The following is a 20077-nucleotide window of genomic DNA, read 5'->3' as shown; positions in this document are numbered from 1 at the left end:
GGACGCGTCGAGGAGCTGGGGCTCCGCCCCGGGGCCTCCGCCGCCTCGGTCGGCCCCGGCGGGGGGCCGGCGCCTCCCCGCGGGGGTAGTAGAGGGCCGAGACGGTCCGGCCGGGCCGGCGAGGGCGACGCCGCCGTCGCCGTCGCCGAGGAGGGGCGGGAGTGAACCCGCCGTCCCGGACCCTCCCGCCGAGGGGAACGTGCTCGACGCCGCCGGTGTCCTGACCGATCAGGAGGAGGCCGATCTCTCGGCGCAGATCGACCGCGCGAACAGCGGGACCGACGCCGCGCGGGTGGCCGTCCTGACCATCGACGGCGCCGGCGGGAACCTCGAGTCCTTCGCGCGGGAGGTGGCGTCCTCCTGGGATGTGGGCGAGGAGGGCGCCGACAACGGTGTACTGATCGTCGCGAACACCGGTGAGCGCGAGCTGCGGATCGAGACGGCGGACGGTGTGCGCGAGCGCGTGTCGGACGACGACGCCGGGCAGATCATCGAGGACGTGCTCGAGCCGGCGTTCGCGGACGAGGAGTACGCCGCCGGGTTGCAGGAGGCCGTGGACCAGGTCTACCTCTACGCGGAGGGTGACGCGCCCGCGCGGGAGCCGTTCAACTGGGGGCTGCTGGCCGGTGTGCTCGGCGCCGTGGTGCTCGTGGTCGGCGGCCTGGTGTGGTGGATCGTCGCGGACCATCGGAAGCGGCGCCGGAGGGCCGACGACGAGCTCCGGGCCGCGGTGGAGGCCGATCCCGGGTTCCACCTCACGGACGAGCAGCGGGACGCCTACCGGAAGTACCGCTACGGGGCGCGGGGCCAGGACCAGGTCTCGAACCCCGCCCTCTGGCTGCCGCTGTACATGGCCAACCCGGCGCTCTACTCCGGGAGTCCGTCGGCAGGCTCCCCGGACGGCTCGTCGGGCTCGTCCTTCACCGGTGGCGGCGGGTTCACCGGGGGCGGCGCCTCCGGGAGCTACTGACCGCGAATCCGGGCGGTGCGGGCCTCAGAGGTCGGCGGACGCGCCGATCGGCTCGAGGACCACGTCGGGGTAGTCCTTCTTGAAGTGGCCCACCTTCCACTTGTCCCCGAACACCGCGACCACCTCGCCGTCGGAGCGGAACATGATCTCGCCTCCCCGGAACGTCCCCGGGACACCCTCGCTGCCCGGTGCCACGTTCATCGCCAAGGTGTAGGAGAGGTGGTCCAGCGACGTCGGCGCGTTGAACTCGGAGCCGAGCCGCTCGGCGGCCACCTCGAACTGCAGGGCACCGACGGCGGCGAGCACCGGCGCCTGGTCACCGCGCAGGTCCGAGCGGAGCACCTGCACCACGCCCTCGTGCTCGAGCTGCTCGATACCGCGGCGGAACTGCTTGTACTTCCCAGGGTCCTTGGCGCGCGCCACGGCGAACAGCTCGGGGGAGAAGCGCGGGATGTCGGGGAACTGGACCGCCTGCTCGGCGAAGAGGCTGTCACCCACGCGCAGGCTCGTGGCGTTCACGAGGCCCACGACGTCGCCCGGCCACGCGGTGTCCACCACCTCACGGCTGCGCCCGAGGACGCGGTGGGCGTACTTGGTGGCGAAGGGCTTGCCCGTGCGCTGGTTGGTGATCACCATGCCGCGCTCGAACGTCCCCGAGCAGATCCGCAGGTAGGCGATGTGGTCGCGGTGCGCACTGTCCTGGCCGGCCTGCACCTTGAACACGAAGCCGGACATGGGGGCGTCGATCGGCCGCGGCTCGTCCTCCTTCGAGGGGCGCGGGCTCGGTGAGGGCGCCACGTCCACGAGGATGTCCAGGAGCTGCGAGACGCCGAAGTTCTTGGCGGCGGCGGCGAACAGCACGGGCGTCTGGCGGGCCGCCTCGAACTCCTCCCGGTCGAAGGTGCCGTTCGAGGCCTCCACGAGACCGGACTCCTCACGGGCGTCCTCCCAGGCCCCGGCCTCGGACGGGTCGAGCGCATCGATGTCGATCTCGGTCTCCGCGGCGGCCTGCGCCCCGGCCTCCACGGCCTCGAGGGCGATCGCGCGGGACGCCCGGAGATCGATCAGGCCCTTGAAGTCCCCCGCGATCCCCGCGGGCCAGGTCAGCGGCACCGGCGTCATCCCCGTCCGCTCACCGACGTCGTCGATCAGGCCGAGCGCGTCCAGGCCCGGGCGGTCCCACTTGTTGATCACCGTGATGATGGGGATGTTCCGTGCCTTGCAGACGGCCAGCAGCTTCACGGTCTGCGGTTCGAAGCCCTTCGCGGCGTCGATCAGCATGACCGCGGAGTCCACGGCGGCGAGCACCCGGTAGGTGTCCTCGGAGAAGTCGGCGTGCCCCGGGGTGTCCACCACGTTGAGGACGGTGTCGCGGTAGGTCAGCTGCAGGGCGGCGGAACTGATCGAGATGCCGCGCTCCTGCTCGATGCCCATCCAGTCGGACACCGTGGCGTGACGGCTCGACTTGCCGTGGGTCACGCCGGCGTCCTGGATGGCGCGGGCCAGGAGGGCGAGCGCCTCGGTGAGCGTCGACTTCCCGGCGTCCGGGTGGGAGATGACGGCGAAGGTTCGGCGCCGGCCGGCCTCATGGCGGACGGCGTCGGTGTCGAGGACGGGGGATTCGATGAGTGCCACCCGTCCATTGTCCCCGATGCCGGGGTGGCGGATCGTCGGTGCGGCGGACTGTTCGCTCAACGCAGGGGAGCCATGATTACCCTGGAGACATGCCGTGCCCGCGGCCGAGGGAGGTAGGCATGACACGCGCCCTGTTCCTGAGCGGCGGAGGACGCTACGCCGATCCCTGGCACCCCTTCCCGGAGACCTCCGCCGAGGTGACCGGCATCCTCGAGGCCGAGGGCATCGACGTCCACCTCACCGAGGACGTCGACGCGGCCCTCGAGACCCTGGCGAGCGGTCCGCCACCGGAGCTGCTGGTGGTCAACGTGGGCTCACCGCGCGACGGCGGGTCCTCTCCCGGCACAGCAGCGGCCCGGGAGGGGCTGCGCCGGTGGGCGCACCTCGGCGGGGGCGCCCTGCTCGCACTGCACTCGAGTTCCACGAGCTTCACCGATTCCCCGGACTGGGAGACGGCGCTCGGCGGACGCTGGGTACGCGGCACCACGATGCACCCCGAGTACGGGCCCGCACGGATCCTGCTCGAAGCACCCCTGCTCGCGGGCCTCCCCGACTTCACGGTCGACGACGAGCGGTACACCCGGCTCCGCACGGCGGAGGACGTGCTGGTGCATGCGCGCCATGTCCACGACGGCGTCCTGCATCCGCTCGTATGGTCCCGCGAGCGACGCATGCCGGGCGGAAGTGCGCGCACGTTCTACGACGCGCTCGGCCATGACGCCGCCTCGTACACGGAGCAGGTGCACCGGGAGGTCCTCCGGCGCGGGGGGTCCTGGCTCCTGCGCCGAGCCTGAGGCCCACCCCGTCACGCAGGAAGGGGGCCGCGCGTTCGCCCGCCCTTCTAGGCGGGCGGGACGATCCTGCGGTGACCGAGGTCGTCGAGCAGCTCCAGGGTCCGCTCGATGGTGTCATGGCACTCGGCGAAACCGGCCCGCCGTACCTTGATCGTCGAGGACACGTTGTCGAAGTCCGACCCGAAGATGGCGTCGCCGAACCGCCAGTCCACCAGATCGGACCACGACGTGGCGACGAGTCCGTGCTCGGCCACGATCTCGTCCCACAGCGACGAGTAGAAGGGCATCTGCTCGTCGAGCACCATCTGCTGGGGTTCTTCGAGTGCGAGGCCGTAGTGCTCCGCGACGGCCTGGAACAGATGACGCCAGCGGATCACGTCCCCGTTGGTGAGGTTGAAGGCCTCGCCGTGCGCGGCGGGCTCGGACGCGGCCCACTCCGTGGCGCGCGCGAGCAGGTCCGCGTCCGACATCTGGTAGAGGATGTGGTCGTAGACATGGCGTGGTCCGGGGAAGCGCAGGGGAACGCCGAGCTTCCGGGTGATCGCCACGTAGGCGGCGATCACCATGAGCAGGTTCATCGGGGTGCCCTGGGCGTGCCCCATCACGCCCTCGGGGCGGAAGATCGTCAGCGCGAAGCCGTCCCGGTCGGCGCGCTCGCGGAGCAGTGCTTCCTGCTCGTAGTAGAAGTTCGGGGCGACGAGCCGCGGATCGTCCTCCTTCGCGGGGGTCCTGAAGTCACCGAGGTGCGCCCCGTAGAACTTCATGCCCTGGTACAGGGTCACGTGCTCCAGCGGCGCGCCGGAGGACTGCAGCGCATCGAGGGTGTTGCGCAGCAGTGCCATGTTCACCTCGATCTGCCGCACCGGGTCGGCCTCCTCGATGTACGCCGCGAACACCAGGCGGGTGGTGTCGGCCGCACGTGCGAGGGATTCCCGGGCCTCCTCGGCGTCCAGGAGGTCGGCGGCCAGGTGCTCCCACCCCTCGGAGGAGGCCGGCGTCCGGCGGCTGACCCCGCGGGTGAGGAACCCGCGGCTGCTGAAGTGGCGGACGGCACTGCTGCCGATCACCCCTCCCGAGCCGGCCACCAGGACCACGGCCCCGGTCATCCCTTGACCGAGCCGTCGCTCAGACCGGCCACCAGGTACTTCTGCGCCACGAAGGCGATGCCGATCACCGGCAGCGTCAGGAGCATGGCCGCGGCACCGGCCTGCTGCAGCATGGGCAGCGTCTGTCCGAGCTGCGTGGTGATGAACACCGGCACGGTCTTGGACGTGGTGTCCGTCAGCACCAGGGCGGTCAGGTACTCCTGGAAGGCGAACAGGAACACGAACACCCCGGCCGTGAGGATCCCCGGGCGCATCAGCGGGATCATGATCCGCCAGAGCAGGCTCACCCTCGTGCACCCGTCGATCATGGCCGCCTCGTCGAGCTCCTTGGGGATGTCCGCGAAGAAGTTGCGCAGCAGCCAGATGGTGAACGGCTGGTTGATGGCCACGAGCGCCGCCGCGAGGGCGAAGTTCGTGTCGTAGATCCCCAGCGAGCGGCTGATCTCGTACATGGGCAGCACCACGGAGAACCGCGGGAGCGAGCGGAAGATCAGAGCCAGCAGCAGCAGCACCGCCGAGACCCAGCCGGGGAAACGGGACAGCGCGTAGGCGGCCGGGATACCGATGAGCAGCGCCACCACCGTGGAGATGAGGGCGACGATCGCCGTGTTGCCGAGGTACCGGGCGAAGTACGTGGTCTCCCACAGGTTCCTGAACGCCTCCAGGGTGGGCGTGTAGCCGCTGACCACCGGGGGGTTGGCGAAGGCGACGTTGGTGGGTTTGGTGACCGAGAGCCCCGTCCACACGAAGGGGGCCAGCATGACGAGGGCCAGGAGGATCAGAAGGACGGCGGAGGTCCGCTTCCCCGTGGGCCGACGGCGCTTGCGCGGGGGCGAGACGACGGACGAGGCCTTCGCGGTGGGTGCGGTCGCGGTGTTGGGGATCATGCTTTGGCCTTCGCTTCCTTCAGGAGGTCCCGGATGAAGGGGAACAGGCAGATCAGGATGAGGATGATCGAGAGGACGTTCACGGCACTGCCGAGACCGAGCTGCTGCGACCCGTCACGGAACGCCGTGTCGAAGACGTAGAACATGATGGACTCGTTGCCGATCGCGTCCGCCTGGGGCGAGAGCGGGATCAGGCTGTCGAAGGTCCGCAGCACGTCCATGATGGTGATCAGGCAGACGAACCCGATGATGCCGCGCATGGTGGGGATGATGACGTACACGTGCATCTTCCAGGAGTTGGCGCCGTCGATCCTGGCGGCCTCCCGCAACTCGTTGGGCACGCCCTGCACGCCCGCGAGGATCATGAGCACCGCGAAGGGCAGCAGGTGCCACACCGTGTGGGCCACCACCATGACCCGGTTGGGCCAGGTGTCCGTGAACCACAGGAAGCTCTGCCCCGTCAGCCTCTCGATGAGCAGGTTCAGCACCCCGCCGAAGTTCTGGTCGAAGAGCCAGGAGAAGGAGACGGCGCCCACCACACCGGGGAGCACGTAGGCGACGAGCATCGCCCCGAGGATGTACGGGCGCAGCCTGGTGAGGTTGTTGACGCCGATGGCCACGAGGTAGCCGACCACCAGCATGATGGCCGTGACCACGAGCGTGAGGAACACGGTGAAGAACACGGCGCGGCCGAATCGCGGGTCGGTCAGCGCCTGGGTGTAGTTGGAGAGCCCCACGAAGGTGCCCGGGGTGCCGTAGCTGACCTGCTGGAAACTCCATTGGACGGTGCGGATGAGCGGCACGACGAGCAGGCCGAACATCACGAGCACGCTGGGGCCGATCAGCATCCAGAATTCGCGTCTTCTCATCGTTCTCTCCTCACGAAGGATTCAGGTGCGCGGGAACGACCGCCGGACCGCACGTACCGGTCCGGCGGTCGTTCGCGTGGGGTCAGAGACCGTCGATGGCCGCGTCGGCCAGGTCCTGCATCTGCTGCATACCGGCATCGACGTCGGTCTGGCCCAGGAGGACCTGCACCAGGACGGGGCGGATGGCGTTGGTCACCGCTGCGCTGGCCGGGTGGTTCGGCGCGGGCATGGTCTCGGCGATGGTGTTGTTCGCGGCGACCGCGTACCGCGAGCTGTCATCGGTGACGATGCCCTCACGTGCGGGGTACGCCGCGGGGACCGCCGCCGTGGAGGCGTCCTCGCCGACGGCCGAGGCCATCATCTGGAAGAGCATGTCCTTGTCGAGCTGCGTGTTCGCGGGGATCGCCCAGCCGTCCACGGAGAGGCGGCTGAACAGGTAGGGGGACTCCGCGCCGACCTTGGGCGGGGCGGCGAAGGCGAAGTCCTCGAAGAGCGCCGAGTTGGTCTCCAGCGTGAGGTCGTTCATGCGTCCGGAGAACATGACGGCCATCGCCGCGGACCCGTTGAACATCTGCTGCTGCACGCTCGGCTGGTCGAACGTGGTCACCTGGGGATCCATGTACGGCAGGAGCGACTTCATGCCCTCGAGGGCGGTCCGTGACTCCTCCGTGGTGAACTGGGCCTCGCCGTCCTCGCTGATGAAGTCGGCACCCTCCGAGTTCATCGCCGCCTGGTAGTTGGTGGAGATGTCGGCGGTGGCGCTCCAGGGCATGGCGATCGGGTACTCGATGTCGCCCTGCTCGCGGATGACCTCGGCGGCGTCGATCATGTCCTCGAAGGAGGTGGGGGCCTCGAGGCCCAGGTCCTCGAAGACGTCCTCGCGGTAGGCCATGATGTACATCTGCGCCTGCATCGGCAGGGCGTAGAGCTGGCCGTCGTAGGACAGCGCGGAGCGCATGCCCTCGTCCAGTGCGTCGAGGTCGTACTTCTCGCTGTACTCGGTCACGAAGTCGTCGAGCGGTTCGATGCTGCCGGCGGAGGCGATCTCGGGAACGGCGAAACCGTAGGTCTCGATGATGTCGTAGGTGCCGGTGTCCCCGGCCAGGGTGGCGGTGGTCTTGGTGACCTGACCGCTGAAGTCGATGGGGTCGTGCAGCAGCGTGACGTTGTCACGGGTGCAGCTGGCCACCATGGTGTCGGTGAACGGGTCGATCGCCGACGAGTTGTAGGCGAGGACGTTCACCGTGGTGTCCGCCTCGGGCATGGTGTAGTCGCACTCGACCTCGGTGGCGCCCTCGTTGGTGCGTGAACCCGCTCCGCAGGCGGTGAGCCCCACGAGTGTGGCCGTGATGGCCATCGCGGCCACGCCGTTCCGGACATGTGTATGGATGCGCATGATGTTTCCTCTTCCGAATCAGCGGAACAGGCCGGGGATGGACCACCTGCTCCGAGACGTATACGTGCAAACTGCTGGTTACGGTCAGAGTCCATACGGGAACGCTCGCAGGGGTCATCAGCCATGCGCTGGTGCGATGGCGTTTCTTCCTTCGAGCTCGGATGGTCAGCGACAGGTACAGCCTGAGCGGGTGTAGCTTCCGTACTCCATGCTGCTGCATGAGCTGTTCGGTAAGGCCGGCCACCGCTAGGCCCTCAGTGTAGGGCCCACCGCCGACACTCGGCAGCTTCCTTCACATCCGGCGGCCACCGGCTACGATGGGCGGCCGCGCGGCGCCCCGGAGGGCCGGGGTCCCCGCTCAGTCGTGGGTGGAGGCACGCGCCGTCGTCGTCACCTTGCCGCGCAGTGACCACGCCGCGAGGACCGACGCGCCGATCATGAGCAGCGCGGCGATGCCCGAGGTGACGGTGACACCGCTGTCGAAGGCGTGGAACGCCGAGTCCCGGAGCAGGGCGGCGCTCTCGGGTGCCAGGCCGGTGGCCACCTCCACGGCGCCGCCGAGCGTCTCCGTGGAGGCGCCGACCTGCGCACCGGTGAGCCCCCCGGGGAGGACCAGGTTGCGCTGGTAGGAGGCCAGCAGGATGCTCCCGAGCACGGCCGTCCCGAGGACGGAACCCACCTCGTACGCCGTCTCCGACACGGCGGACGCGGCCCCGGCCTTCGCGGCGGGCACGGTGGACAGGATGAGGTCGTTGGACACGGTCTCCGAGGCGCCCACCCCGATACCCAGGACCACGAAGGCGATCATGAGGAAGTCCGCGGAACCGCCCTCGCCCAGCAGGGCGATCATGACGTAGGCCGCGGCCGAGAACAGCAGGGAGACGGACACGACGGCGTGGGCCGGCAGGCGGCGCGCGAGCGGCACCACGCCGAGCCCGGCAGCGATGGTCACGGCGAGGCCCGGGAGCAGGACGAGTCCGGCGTCGAGCGGGCTGTACCCGAGGACCAGCTGGAGGTGCTGCGAGACGAAGAAGAGGAAGCCGACGAGCGAGAAGATCGCCAGCAGGTTGACCAGGACCGCACCGGTGAAGGGCCGGATGGTGAAGAGCCGGACGTCGAGCATGGGATCCGGGCGCCGCAGCTGGCGCAGCACGAAGGCCGCACCTGCGGCCAGCCCGATCAGCAGTGCGGTCGCGGAGACCAGCAGCGGTCCGCCCTTGGCGAGGTTCTTGATCGCGTAGACCACCGGCAGCATGGTCCCGATGGACAGGACGATCCCCAGGTAGTCCACCCGGCCGGGGTGCGGGTCGCGGGACTCCGGCACCACGATCGGTGTCAGGGCCAGCATCAGCACGAGGACGGGCACGGCCAGGAGGAACACCGAACCCCACCAGAAGTGCTCGAGCAGCAGTCCGCCGAGCAGCGGACCCATGGCCGCGCCCGCGGAGAACCCCGCTGCCCAGACGGCGATCGCGATGCGCCGCTGGTTGCGGTCCGTGAAGATGTTGCGGATCAGCGAGAGGGTGGACGGCATGAGCATGGCGCCGAAGACACCGAGGCCCACGCGGGAGGCCAGGAGGAATCCCGCGGTGGGTGCGAAGGCGGCCGCCACGGAGAAGACGGCGAATCCTGCGGCGCCGACCATGAGCAGCCGGCGACGGCCGAAGCGGTCACCGAAGCTCCCCATGGCAACGAGGAGCCCCGCGAGCACCAGCGGGTAGCTGTCCACGATCCACAGCAGCATGGTGCCGCTCGTGGCGAAGTGGCGGGAGATCTCGGGGAGCGCGAAGCTCAGCACCGTGTTGTCCACCGAGACCAGCAGCACCGGCAGCATCAGCACGGCGAGGGCGAGCCATTCGCGGTGTCCTGCGGAGGCCCCGGGGGTCTCGGGGGTCTCGGGGGAGAGGCGGGTGGCGCGGCGGCTCACCTCGGACATGCTGACAGAGGGCGACGATGTGGTGGACATGCGCTTAGGCTATACCGTCCAGCCGGTACAGTACAACAAACGTGACGCGTACCATGGTGGGGTGTCCAGTTCCCGCGAGCGCATCCTCGACAGCTTCGAGGACGCCCTGATCCGTGACGGCGAACGCGCGGCCACCATGGAGGCCGTGGCTGCCTCCGCGGAGGTGTCCAAGGGCGGTCTGCTGTACCACTTCCCGTCGAAGGAGGCCCTCGTGGAGGGCCTGTCCGAGCGGCTCCGCAGCCTCGCCGAGCGGGATCGCGGCATCATGACGGCGGCCCCCGACGGCGCAGCCCGGTACTACGTCCGCACCTCCGTGTTCGAGGACAGCGCGCTGGACCGAGCCCTGGTGTCCATGGCGCGGCTGGCGCAGCAGGGGCACCCGACCGCGAAGGCGTCCCTCGCCGACATCCAGGAGCGCTGGCTCGACGTCCTCGAGGCCCAGCTCGGGGACCGGACCATCGCGCGAGCGGTGAAGCTCCTCGGTGACGGCCTCTACTACGACGCCGCGTTCTTCGCCTCCGCGGGCACCGGGCGTACCAGCAGCCGCGAGATCGAGGAGTTGCTCGACGTCGTCGACCTGATCGTCGCCGGTTCCTGACCCCGCTCCCGCGGGGGACGCGCCCGCGGGCCCCGCGGGTCACTAGAGTGTCCCTGACCGGTGCCACCGAGCGGCACCGCCGAGCAGAAGGATCAGCGATGATCAGTGGTTTCAAGGACTTCATCCTGCGGGGCAACGTGATCGAGCTCGCCATCGCCGTGGTGATCGGGAGCGCCTTCACCGCCCTCGTGACCGCCATCACCTCCAACATCGTCCAGCCCGTGATCGCATCGGCCGGTTCCGTCGACGCGCCGGGATGGGGATTCCCCATCCGTGCGGGTGATGACTCCACCTTCGTGGACTTCGGGGCGGTCATCACGGCGGCTGTGACCTTCCTCATCACGGCGGCCGTGGTGTACTTCGTCTTCGTGCTTCCCATGAACCGGGCCAGTGCGCGACTCCGGGCCCTCGCGGGCTCGAAGGAACCCGAGGAGGAGCCGATCCCGGTGGATACCGCGCTGCTCACGGAGATGCGCGACCTGCTGCGGGAGCTGGCGGCGAGGGACGCCTCGCGGTGAGCGGGCGTCCCGGTGGGGTTGCCGCCGGTGTCCTCGGCAGGACCTCTGCGGTGGCCGTCGTCCGCCTCGTCGTCGTCGTCGTGGTGGCGACGGCGGTGATCTCGACGTTCTTCGACACCGCGTCCCGCGCCACGGTCAACCCGTTCAACTTCTTCGGCTACTTCACCATGCAGAGCAACATCATGGCCTCCGCGGTGCTGCTCCTCGCCGCAGTGCTGCAGTCCAGGGGTGTGGGTGCCCCCGGGTGGCTGGTGCCGCTGCAGGCGGCCACCACCACGTTCATGCTGGTGGTGGGGGTGGTCTACAACCTGCTGCTCGCGGGCCTCGCCGGCGGTGTGGAACTGCCCTGGGCCAACTGGGTGCTGCACGTGGGTTTCCCCGTGTACGTGCTGCTCGACTGGCTCCTCCTCACCCCGCGCACACGCCTCTCCTTCCGTGTGCTCCGCCTGGTCCTCGCCTACCCGCTCGTGTGGCTGCTCGTGGTGCTGGTGCGGGGTGCCACGGACGGGTGGGTGCCCTACCCGTTCCTCGATCCGGCGTCCGGCTACGGTTCCGTGCTCCTCCACGTCCTCGGCATCGCAGCGGGCTTCGCGCTCTTCGGCGCCCTCGTGGTGCTCAGCAGCCGCCTGCCGGTGATGTCCCGGGCACCGACCGCCGGTCGGTGACGGGTGCCCGCCGAGGTGCTGTCGCAGGTGCCGGACCCCTTCCCCAGGTGTCGGTGCCGGGCACTACCGTGACCGTCAACAGCCCCCGCCGGGAAGGATTCCTCCGTGCACGTCCGACTCGTCCTGCCGCACCAGTTGTTCGAGGAGCACCTCGAGGCCTCCCCGGACACGCACTTCGTGTTCCTCGAGGACGATCTCCTGTTCCGCAGCCTCCGGTTCCACCGGCAGAAGCTCGTGCTGCATCGTGCGTCCATGACGCTCTTCGCGCAGCGGGTGCGCGAGGCGGGGTTCGGCACCGACTACGTGGAGACCTCTGCCGAGACCCCCAGCCAGGAAAGCCTCGGTGCGGTGTTGCGTGAGTGCGAGGCCACCTCGGTGACCTACTACGACGTCGTCGACGACTGGCTGGAACGCAGGCTCACCCGCACGCTCGCCGACGCCGGGGTGGAGGCGCGGGTCCTCGAGAGCCCGCAGTTCCTCACCTCCCGCGACGTCCTCTCCACCTACTTCGCCTCGTCCGGCTGGCGCATGCAGAACTTCTACGAGTGGCAGCGCAAGCGTCTGGGCATCCTGGTGGAGGCGGACGGTTCCCCCGAGGGCGGGAGGTGGAGCTTCGACACGGAGAACCGGAAGAAGCTCCCGAAGAAGATCGAGCTCCCGGAGATGCCGCGGTTCGAACGGCTCCCGGAGGTGGAGGACGCCATCGCCTGGGTGCAGGACGCGTTCCCCGACAACCCCGGCACCGCGGAGACCTTCAACTGGCCGGTCACGCACGGGCAGGCCTCGGACGCCCTCGAGGTGTTCCTCGCGGAACGCTTCGAGCTCTTCGGGCCCTACGAGGACGCCATCGCCGAGGGGAAGCCCTCCCTGTTCCACTCCGCCCTGAGCTCCAGCATGAACTCCGGGCTCCTCGGCCCCGCCGAGGTGGTGGACCTGGCGCTGGAGTTCGCCGGACGTCACGGCACGCCGATCGCGAGCGTGGAGGGGTTCGTCCGGCAGGTGATCGGGTGGCGCGAGTACATGCGTGCGTCCTACGTGCTGCGCGGGGTCGAGATGCGCACCGGCAACACGCTCGGTCTCACCGGCACGCTGGACGAGCGGTGGTGGACCGGTGACACCGGGCTCGTGCCGGTGGACTCGGTGATCACGCGCATCATCGACACCGCGTACGCCCACCACATCGAGCGCCTCATGGTGTGCGGGAACGCGGCCCTGCTGATGCGGGCCGCCCCGGATGCCGTCTACGCGTGGTTCATGGAGATGTTCATCGACGCCTACGACTGGGTGATGGTGCCCAACGTCTACGCGATGAGCCAGTACGCGGCCGGGAACCTGATCACCACCAAGCCGTACGTCAGCGGCAGCAACTACGTCAAGAAGATGAGCGACTTCAAGGACGGCCCCTGGCGCTTCAGCTGGGACGCCCTCTACTGGGAGTTCGTCGAGGACCACCGCGACCTCTTCGCCCGCAACCCGAGATCGCGCATGAGCGTGGTGCTCCTGGACCGCATGGAGGCCGAGCGCCGCACGGACCTGCGGCGGGAGGCGGCGCGGTGGATCCCCGGCAAGGGCGCCGGGGCGGACGACGGCGTGCCGGCAGGGAACGCACGTACCCCCTCGCGGGCGCGGGCGCCGCAGGAGGAGCACCCGGACGCAGTGACGCAGACCACTCTGCACGGCCTATAAGCTTCGACCATGGAACAGAGAACCCTTGGTAGAACAGGCCGTCCCGTCTCCGTGGTGGGCCTCGGCACCTGGCAGCTCGGTGCGGACTGGGGCGAGGTCGAGGACGGGGACGCTGTCGCCGTGCTCGACGCCGCAGCGGAGGCCGGCGTGACCTTCTTCGACACCGCGGACGTCTACGGCGACGGCCGCAGCGAGAGGACGATCGGTTCCTTCCTGGCCGACAACCCCAACCTGGACGTCCTCGTGGGTACCAAGATGGGCCGCCGCGTGGACCAGATCCCCGAGAACTACACGCTCGCCAACTTCCGGCAGTGGACCGACCGCTCACGCACCAACCTCGGCGTCGACGCTCTGGACCTGGTGCAGCTGCACTGCCCGCCCACCCCCGTCTACAGCTCGGAGGAGGTCTACGACGCCCTCGACACCCTGGTGGCCGAGGGCGTGATCAAGAACTACGGCGTCAGCGTGGAGCGCACCGACGAGGCGCTCGCCGCGATCGCCCGCGGCACCACCGCCACCGTGCAGATCATCCTGAACGCCTTCCGCCTCAAGCCCCTCGACGAGGTCCTCCCGGCCGCGAAGGCCGCCGGGGTGGGCATCATCGCCCGCGTCCCGCTGGCCTCGGGGCTGCTCTCCGGCAAGTACACGAAGGACACCGCGTTCGCCGAGAACGACCACCGGAACTTCAACCGGAACGGTGAGGCGTTCGACGTCGGCGAGACCTTCTCCGGCGTCGACTACGAGACCGGGGTCCAGGCCGCCCTCGAGTTCGCCGAACTGGTCCCAGAGGGTGTCACCACCGCGCAGGCGGCCCTCGCCTGGATCATCGCGCAGGACGGCGTCAGCACCGTGATCCCCGGCGCCCGGAATCCCGAGCAGGCGCGGGCCAACGCCGCAGCCGCCGGGTCCACCGCCGTCGGTGCCGGGATCAGTGCCGCGGTCACCGGGATCTACGACCGCCGCTTCAGGGCCACCGTCCACCCGAAGTGGTGAGGCGTTGCGTGGTACCCGTGCACGGGTACCGCGCAGCAGCCCCCTCCGTTAGTGTGTGATCCATCCGGAGAGGACGGACTCAGAGGGTCCGGATCGACACCGGATCATCGATGAAGGAGTCGACATGACCGAGAACACCGCAGGCGCCGCAGAGACCCACACCATCCGCGACTGGACCGATCTCGCCGAGGAGATGTGGTCCTATCTCACCGGACGCGGTGCGGCCATCAACTACACGCTCCAGGACATGACCATCGAGGTCCCCCGCGACATCGGCCCGGACGCCCCCCGCGCCGTCTGGAAGTTCGACGGCACGCTGCGCATCACCACGAGTGACAACGCGGCCAGTGGTTCCGATCCCCACGCCGGCTGATCGTCCGGGCGACATGGTACCCACCCTCCACCTCGACATCGACGTCGAGTTCTCACTCGGTGAACCGGCCGTGGACGGGGCGTCGGAAGCACGCCTGTCCGGGACCGTGAAGGCCGCCGGGACCACCGTGGACGTCTTCGTGGACGATCCCGCGTCCTTCCGGGGGGATGCCCTGCCCGGTCTCGCGACGGTGCGCGCCGTCGCAGAGGCGCTGGCGGACCGCGGCTTGACCGTGTCGGTCTCCAGCCCCAAGGGATTGCTGATCAGTGTCGGCAGGGTGGAAACCTCCCTGGTGCAGCGCCTGGTCACCCGCTCACCGCACATCCGGCTCGGTTCCCCCGCGACCCTCGCCCCGCTGCTCGGGCTGGGCCGGCGGGTGCTCGAGAGGAGCGACTCGCCCTCGCTCCTCCCGCCGTCCACCCCGTTCCCGCTCGTGCCGACGGTCAACCGCCGTATCCGGCGCACCATCACCACCACGCACTACACGCGCGGAAGTGGTCGGCCGCGCCTGATCTTCGTGCAGAACTCCCGGCAGTGGGACGGGCAGGTGCCGCAGGAGTTCCAACTCGCGGGCGAACGCACCACGATCGGCAGCGGAGAGGACTCGATGCTCCGGCTTCCGGGTCTCCTGGCGCTCCACGCCGAGGTGCTCCACACCGAGGACGACGAGTACGTGCTGGTACCGCACGGACCCGTCACGGGGAGCGTCAACAGCTCCGGTGAGAGCGTGCTGCGCACCGGCGCGCGGATCCAGTTCGGGCAGTGGGCGCTGGCCTTCTTCCGTGAGGAGTACGCCGATCACGGCAGGCCCTTCGGCGGGCGCAACGGCGGGGAGTTCTCCCACCAGCGACCACAGCGCAACCCGCACACCGGGGACACCGAGGTGGACGGCTCGGACGGGCTGGGTGACTTCCGTCGTCCGCCGCGCTGACACCTTCCGGGGACCACATCCCGGTGGTACGCCGACCCCGGGGGGTCCCTGATGGCCGATAGCATCGAACTGCTGCTGGGCCCGGCGTCGCACGGGTTCCTGCTCGAGGACTGGGCGGCGCTGGAGGCCGAGGGGCTGCCCAACCAGTCGCAGCACCAGTCCTTCAGCAACGCCCCGCACATCACGCTCGCCGCTGCCACGCGCATCGACGACACGTACGACGACGCCCTCGCGGCCGCCACGGGAGCTGCGGAGCTCACGCTGACGACGGCGGGGTTCCTCGTCTTCCCGACCCGCCGCAAGTTCGTCCTGGCGCGTCAGGTGGTGGCGGACGACCCGCTGATCGAGGCGCACCGGAGCATCTGGCGCGCCCTCGAGGGGATCGCCGATCCCGTCCCCACCACCGTGCCCGGTGCGTGGACACCGCACATCACCCTCTCCCACGGGCTCACGGCGGAGCAGCTCGCCGCAGCCCTCGGGGTGCTGCGGGGCCGCCCCGCGGAGGGGCTGACCGCAGGTGTCACGCGGCGCTGGGACGCCCGGGAGAAACGCCTGGTGCTGCTCGGAGGCGGCGGGATCGACCGGCCCGGAGCCGACTGAGCCCCATGTCAGTGGGCGGGTGGGATCTCCACGAGGGCCTGCACCGGCGCATGGTCGCTCGCCCACCTGCTGTGCAGCGTGGCAGTGTTCACCGCGACCTTCCGCACGGCGACGTCCGGGGAGGTCAGGATCCAGTCGATCCGGCGTCCGCCCTCCACCGGTGTCCCGTAGCGCGGGAAGGTCCCGAAGTCCGGCGTCAGGTGCTCCGCCGCCGTCGTCCAGGCGTCCTGCAGCGCGCCGGACCCGACGAGGCTCGCGTGGGCGGGGCAGGTGGCGGCGTCGGCGTTGAAGTCACCCAGCACCACGGTGGGCAGGCGCGGGTGGAAGACCCGGACCAGGTCGAGCACCGCCGCGGCACTGCGCAGCCGCGCGGAGCTCGACTCGTGGTCGAAGTGCGTGTTCAGCACCAGCACCTCCCGCCCCGACACCGCATCGTGGAAGCGACCCCAGGTGACGATCCGGGGTACCCCGTTGCCCCAGGTGGCCGACCCGATCGTCCGAGGGGTGTCCGAGAGCCAGAACTGGTCCCACTCGATCAGCTGCAGGCGTGCCGCGTCGTAGAAGACCGCCGAGTACTCGCCGCGGCTCCCGCCGTCCCTGCCGGTGCCGATCATCCGGAAGCGCGGGGGCAGTGCCGCCTCGACCGCCGTCAGCTGGTGGTGGAGTGCCTCCTGCACGCCGAGGACGGCGGGTTCCTCGCGCCTGAGCAGATCCTGCAGGGGCGCGATCCTGTCGGGCCAGTAGTCCTGCTCGCCCGGCTGGGACGCTCCGCGGTCGTACCGGATGTTGAAGCTCATGACGTGCAGGAGCATGCGGCTGGGTGGGATCAGGGGTGCTGCTGGTGCTGGCATGACGCCTTCCGGGTGCGGCCCGCGGATCGTTCTCTCTGCCCGGCTCGGGGCCGGTCAGTCCAGGTGGTCCACGAGCTGGGCGGCGATGCCCGTGTACCGCGCGGGGGTGAGATCCAGGAGGCGCTGCTCCGCCTCCCCGCTGAGCCCGAGGCCGCGGACGAACTCGCGCATCCGCTCGCCGTCCACCCGCCGTCCACGGGTCAGGTCCTTCAGCCGCTCGTACGGGTCGTCCAGGCCCGGCACGCCGGCGATCGCCTCGGCCCGCATGACCATCTGCACCGCTTCGCCGAGCACCTCCCAGTTGCCGTCGAGATCGGCCGCGAGGACGTCCTCGGCCACGTCGAGGCGGGCGAGGCCCTTCGCCACGTTCGAGATCGCGAGCAGCGAGTGGCCGAGGGCCACGCCGATGTTGCGCTGACTGGACGAATCGGTGAGGTCGCGCTGCCAGCGGGAGGTGACGAGGGTGGAGGCCAGGACGTCCAGGAGCCCGGAGGAGATCTCCAGGTTGGCCTCGGCATTCTCGAAGCGGATGGGATTGACCTTGTGCGGCATGGTCGAGGACCCGGTGGCGCCGGCCACCGGGATCTGCGCGAAGTACCCGATGGAGATGTAGCTCCACACGTCGGTGCAGAAGTTGTGCAGGATCCGGTTGAACCGGGCCACGTCCGCGTACAGCTCCGCCTGCCAGTCGTGCGACTCGATCTGCGTGGTCAGCGGGTTCCAGGTCAGGCCGAGGCCCTCCACGAAGGAGCGCGAGACCTGCTGCCAGTCCGCGCCCGGGACGGAGGCGTAGTGCGCGGCGTAGGTGCCGGTGGCCCCGTTGATCTTGCCGAGGAACTCGGTGGCGGCGATCCGGGTGAGCTGGCGCCGCAACCGGTGGGCGACGACGGCCATCTCCTTGCCCAGCGTGGTGGGCGTGGCGGGCTGCCCGTGCGTGCGTGAGAGCATCGGGGTCTCCCGCGCCGACCGGGCGAGGTCCTCGATGGAGGCCACGAGTCCGCGGGCGGCGGGCAACCAGGTCCGCAGCACGGCGTCCTTGATCCCGAGCGCGTAGGAGAGGTTGTTGATGTCCTCGGACGTGCACCCGAAGTGGACGAGGGGCTTCAGCCGCCCGATCCCGATGCCCTCCAGGCGCCGGCCGATGAAGTACTCCACGGCCTTGACGTCGTGCACCGTCTGCTTCTCGATCTCACCCAGTTCGGCGATCGCTGCGGCGTCGAACCCGGTGACCACGGCACGCAGCTGCGCCTCCTGGTCCTCGTCGAGTGGTGCGGTGCCCGGGAGGACGCCGGAGCGGGTCAGGTGGATCAGCCACTCGACCTCCACGTGGACCCGGTCCCGGTTCAGGGCCGCCTCGGACAGGAAGTCGACGAGGGGGGCCACCGCCTCCCGGTAGCGGCCGTCGAGGGGGCCGAGCGTGAGCGAGCCCTCCCCCTGCGGCAGTGCGGCGAATTCAACCCGGGGGAGTGCGGAGTCAACCATGACCCCATCCTTCCACGAGCGGACACCTGCTCCCACTACCGCTGTCCACATAGCCGGGCACCGGTTCCGGGCCCCGACACCCGGCTCCTAGCGTATGAGGCACGATCCGGGAGAGGGAGCAGGGCATGGATGGCTGGGGATACTCCGACGTCGGCTGTGAACCGTGGGCGGCGGTGAGCGGCGCGGTCGCGGCGAAAGAGGCGGCCGTGCGCTTCAACGCCGCCCGCCTGGCGGAGCTCCGCCGCCACGCGCTCACGGTGGTCCTGCGGTCCTGGGAATCGCCGGCGGGCGAGAACTTCACGTCCTACCTCGAGGAACGCTGCCGGGAGCTGGCCGGCACGGTGGATCTGCTGGAGTCGTCGGCGGACCAGCTGCGCGAATGCGGACGGCTGGTCCGGGACGCGGAGGCACTGCAGCGGCAGGCCGGGGGATGACCGACGGCCTCGGCCCCGTACGGGGCGACGACGGACCGCTGTCCGTCCGCGGTGGTGTGGGCGGGATCAGGTTCCAGTGGGAGGAGCTCGAGGAGGCGGCAGGGGTGCTCGCGATGCTCGCCGTCGATGCGGACGAGATCGCACTGGCCCTCGGGCACCTCCGGGACGACGTCGGACGGCTCACCCTGCACAGTCCCCTGCTCGGCCCGGACGGCGGGGTCGCCGGCCCCCATCACCCCTGGGCGCTCGCGTTCCTCGACGATGCCCGGGCCGGTGCACTGCGGAACGCCGGCACACTGTCCGACGCCGGGAACCGCCTGCGGGCAGGCCTGCGCGTCTACCGGATGGCGGGGGCCGCGGCCGGGCTCGCCGGGGACGGCGCCCGGGGCCGGAATGCCCTGCTGGCCGCCTTCGTGGCCCGCGCCGCGGTGGGCCAGGGCGCCCTGGTCGCGGGTCCCATCGCCGTGACGAGCCGGGAGGAGGGGAACGAGGTCACCTTCGACGGCACGGTGGAGGGGATGATCGACCGGGTGATCGCCCTGGGGTCGGACCCTCCGGGCACCATCGAGGTGCTGCGGGCGGGGACGGAGGAGGCGCCGGTGCACATCGTGGTGATCCCCGGGACCCAGTCCGCCACCGCGGACGGCGTCCGCGGCAGCAATCCCTTCGACGTCGGGGGGATCGCCGAGGCGGTCTCCGAGGACAGCCGGTACGTGGCGGCCGCGGTGGGGGAGGCCGTCGAGCGATCGGGAGCCGCCCCCGGTGATCCGCTGATCCTCGTGGGGTACAGCCAGGGAGGGCTCCACGCCGTGAACCTGGCGGGGCCGGAGGCACTCGGGGGGAGCTACAACGTCCGGCTGGTCCTCACCGCGGGGTCCCCCACGGGATGGCACGGCGCGGGGGCCACCGAGTACCTGCACCTCGAGCACCGCCTGGACGTCGTCCCCGCCCTGGACGGGGTGGCGAACCAGGACGGGCGGCACCGCACCACGGTGACGCTCGGCAATCCCGTCCCCGAGCTCGGGGAACGGGACGACGGCTCACGGGAGCCGTGGGGCCTCGGCCCGGCCCCCAAGCTGGAGACCCCCGGGGAGGGGGCCCGGCGGGCCGACGCGCGCGCAGCCCCCGCCCCGCCGCGCCCGCGCCCCTCCGCGCGGCGGCCGGGGTGACCGGGGGGGCCCGCCGCTCATCCTTCACCACCCTCCGCACGCCCGGAGCGGTACCGGTGCGCGGGGCGGCGCCCGGACCGGATCCGCTCCGGCGCGGGTCTAGGCTATGGCCATGACGTCGATCGATGATGCCCCTGTGGATCGCCCCGGCGGG

The 20077-nt window shown here is 70.3% G+C and carries 20 protein-coding genes; 12 read left to right on the top strand and 8 right to left on the bottom strand.

Annotated elements, in window-relative coordinates:
• Nucleotides 1-199 precede the first annotated feature (199 nt).
• The gene (locus tag AC792_RS11725) at nucleotides 200-970 is read left to right on the top strand and encodes a TPM domain-containing protein (RefSeq protein ID WP_049830695.1); all 771 of its coding nucleotides are present in this window, start codon (nucleotides 200-202) and stop codon (nucleotides 968-970) included.
• 24 nt (nucleotides 971-994) lie between these two features.
• Here AC792_RS11725 and AC792_RS11720 read toward each other — a convergent pair whose 3' ends face one another.
• The gene (locus tag AC792_RS11720) at nucleotides 995-2605 is read right to left on the bottom strand and encodes a peptide chain release factor 3 (protein ID WP_235436677.1); all 1611 of its coding nucleotides are present in this window, start codon (nucleotides 2603-2605) and stop codon (nucleotides 995-997) included.
• A gap of 119 nt (nucleotides 2606-2724) precedes the next feature.
• Here AC792_RS11720 and AC792_RS11715 point away from each other — a divergent pair, with 119 nt between their 5' ends.
• Nucleotides 2725-3399: a ThuA domain-containing protein gene (locus AC792_RS11715; protein WP_049830694.1), complete on the top strand. Its 675-nt coding sequence runs from the start codon at nucleotides 2725-2727 to the stop codon at nucleotides 3397-3399.
• A 47-nt stretch (nucleotides 3400-3446) separates the two neighbouring features.
• On the opposite strand, the gene AC792_RS11710 is transcribed toward AC792_RS11715, so the two are convergent.
• The 5 genes from AC792_RS11710 to AC792_RS11690 form a co-directional block, all read right to left on the bottom strand.
• On the bottom strand, nucleotides 3447-4505 hold the full coding sequence (locus tag AC792_RS11710; protein ID WP_049830693.1) for an SDR family oxidoreductase: 1059 nt from the start codon (nucleotides 4503-4505) through the stop codon (nucleotides 3447-3449).
• Nucleotides 4502-5392: a carbohydrate ABC transporter permease gene (locus AC792_RS11705; RefSeq protein WP_049830692.1), complete on the bottom strand. Its 891-nt coding sequence runs from the start codon at nucleotides 5390-5392 to the stop codon at nucleotides 4502-4504. Before AC792_RS11705 ends, AC792_RS11710 begins: the two co-directional genes overlap by 4 nt.
• On the bottom strand, nucleotides 5389-6261 hold the full coding sequence (locus AC792_RS11700; RefSeq protein WP_082177695.1) for a carbohydrate ABC transporter permease: 873 nt from the start codon (nucleotides 6259-6261) through the stop codon (nucleotides 5389-5391). The genes AC792_RS11705 and AC792_RS11700 overlap by 4 nt, the downstream gene beginning before the upstream one ends.
• Nucleotides 6262-6343: 82 nt before the next feature.
• Nucleotides 6344-7657 carry an ABC transporter substrate-binding protein gene (locus AC792_RS11695; protein WP_049830690.1) on the bottom strand — a complete coding sequence of 438 codons (1314 nt, stop codon included), beginning with the start codon at nucleotides 7655-7657 and terminating at the stop codon, nucleotides 6344-6346.
• Nucleotides 7658-8015: 358 nt separating this feature from the next.
• Nucleotides 8016-9593 carry an MFS transporter gene (locus tag AC792_RS11690; RefSeq protein ID WP_049830689.1) on the bottom strand — a complete coding sequence of 526 codons (1578 nt, stop codon included), beginning with the start codon at nucleotides 9591-9593 and terminating at the stop codon, nucleotides 8016-8018.
• Nucleotides 9594-9684: 91 nt separating this feature from the next.
• Here AC792_RS11690 and AC792_RS11685 point away from each other — a divergent pair, with 91 nt between their 5' ends.
• From AC792_RS11685 to AC792_RS11650, 8 genes are all read left to right on the top strand, one after another.
• Nucleotides 9685-10221 carry a TetR/AcrR family transcriptional regulator gene (locus tag AC792_RS11685; RefSeq protein ID WP_049830696.1) on the top strand — a complete coding sequence of 179 codons (537 nt, stop codon included), beginning with the start codon at nucleotides 9685-9687 and terminating at the stop codon, nucleotides 10219-10221.
• Between the two features lie 98 nt (nucleotides 10222-10319).
• The gene (mscL, locus tag AC792_RS11680; RefSeq protein WP_049830688.1) at nucleotides 10320-10739 is read left to right on the top strand and encodes a large conductance mechanosensitive channel protein MscL; all 420 of its coding nucleotides are present in this window, start codon (nucleotides 10320-10322) and stop codon (nucleotides 10737-10739) included.
• Nucleotides 10736-11404, top strand: a complete 669-nt coding sequence (locus tag AC792_RS11675) for a Pr6Pr family membrane protein (RefSeq protein ID WP_049830687.1) — start codon at nucleotides 10736-10738, stop codon at nucleotides 11402-11404. Before mscL ends, AC792_RS11675 begins: the two co-directional genes overlap by 4 nt.
• 105 nt (nucleotides 11405-11509) lie before the next feature.
• Entirely contained in the window at nucleotides 11510-13090 is a 1581-nt protein-coding gene (locus tag AC792_RS11670) for a cryptochrome/photolyase family protein (protein WP_082177693.1), read from the top strand.
• Nucleotides 13091-13099: 9 nt separating this feature from the next.
• A complete protein-coding gene (locus AC792_RS11665) occupies nucleotides 13100-14083 on the top strand; it encodes an aldo/keto reductase (RefSeq protein WP_049830686.1) in 984 nt (327 codons plus the stop codon).
• 124 nt (nucleotides 14084-14207) lie between these two features.
• Nucleotides 14208-14456 carry a hypothetical protein gene (locus AC792_RS11660; RefSeq protein ID WP_049830685.1) on the top strand — a complete coding sequence of 83 codons (249 nt, stop codon included), beginning with the start codon at nucleotides 14208-14210 and terminating at the stop codon, nucleotides 14454-14456.
• A 13-nt stretch (nucleotides 14457-14469) separates the two neighbouring features.
• Nucleotides 14470-15387 carry an FHA domain-containing protein gene (locus AC792_RS11655; protein WP_049830684.1) on the top strand — a complete coding sequence of 306 codons (918 nt, stop codon included), beginning with the start codon at nucleotides 14470-14472 and terminating at the stop codon, nucleotides 15385-15387.
• A gap of 51 nt (nucleotides 15388-15438) precedes the next feature.
• Nucleotides 15439-15987: a 2'-5' RNA ligase family protein gene (locus tag AC792_RS11650; RefSeq protein WP_049830683.1), complete on the top strand. Its 549-nt coding sequence runs from the start codon at nucleotides 15439-15441 to the stop codon at nucleotides 15985-15987.
• 8 nt (nucleotides 15988-15995) lie between these two features.
• Here the strand turns inward: AC792_RS11650 and AC792_RS11645 are convergent, their stop codons facing one another.
• Together AC792_RS11645 and purB are read right to left on the bottom strand one after the other, a co-directional pair.
• Nucleotides 15996-16838 (bottom strand): endonuclease/exonuclease/phosphatase family protein, encoded by an 843-nt coding sequence (locus tag AC792_RS11645; protein ID WP_049830682.1) that lies wholly within the window; start codon nucleotides 16836-16838, stop codon nucleotides 15996-15998.
• Nucleotides 16839-16892: 54 nt separating this feature from the next.
• Nucleotides 16893-18320: an adenylosuccinate lyase gene (gene purB, locus AC792_RS11640; RefSeq protein WP_049830681.1), complete on the bottom strand. Its 1428-nt coding sequence runs from the start codon at nucleotides 18318-18320 to the stop codon at nucleotides 16893-16895.
• Between the two features lie 125 nt (nucleotides 18321-18445).
• On the opposite strand from purB, the gene AC792_RS11635 reads away from it, so the two are divergent.
• On the top strand, nucleotides 18446-18754 hold the full coding sequence (locus AC792_RS11635; protein WP_049830680.1) for a hypothetical protein: 309 nt from the start codon (nucleotides 18446-18448) through the stop codon (nucleotides 18752-18754).
• Complete coding sequence (locus AC792_RS17345; RefSeq protein WP_049830679.1) at nucleotides 18751-19923, top strand: hypothetical protein; 1173 nt, start codon at nucleotides 18751-18753, stop codon at nucleotides 19921-19923. The genes AC792_RS11635 and AC792_RS17345 overlap by 4 nt, the downstream gene beginning before the upstream one ends.
• The last annotated feature ends 154 nt before the right edge of the window (nucleotides 19924-20077 follow it).

This window comes from Arthrobacter sp. RIT-PI-e (assembly GCF_001187915.1).
GTDB lineage: Bacteria > Actinomycetota > Actinomycetes > Actinomycetales > Micrococcaceae > Arthrobacter_D.
Note: the sequence above shows the minus strand (reverse complement) of the source record. Positions and strands in the feature narration are given on the sequence as shown.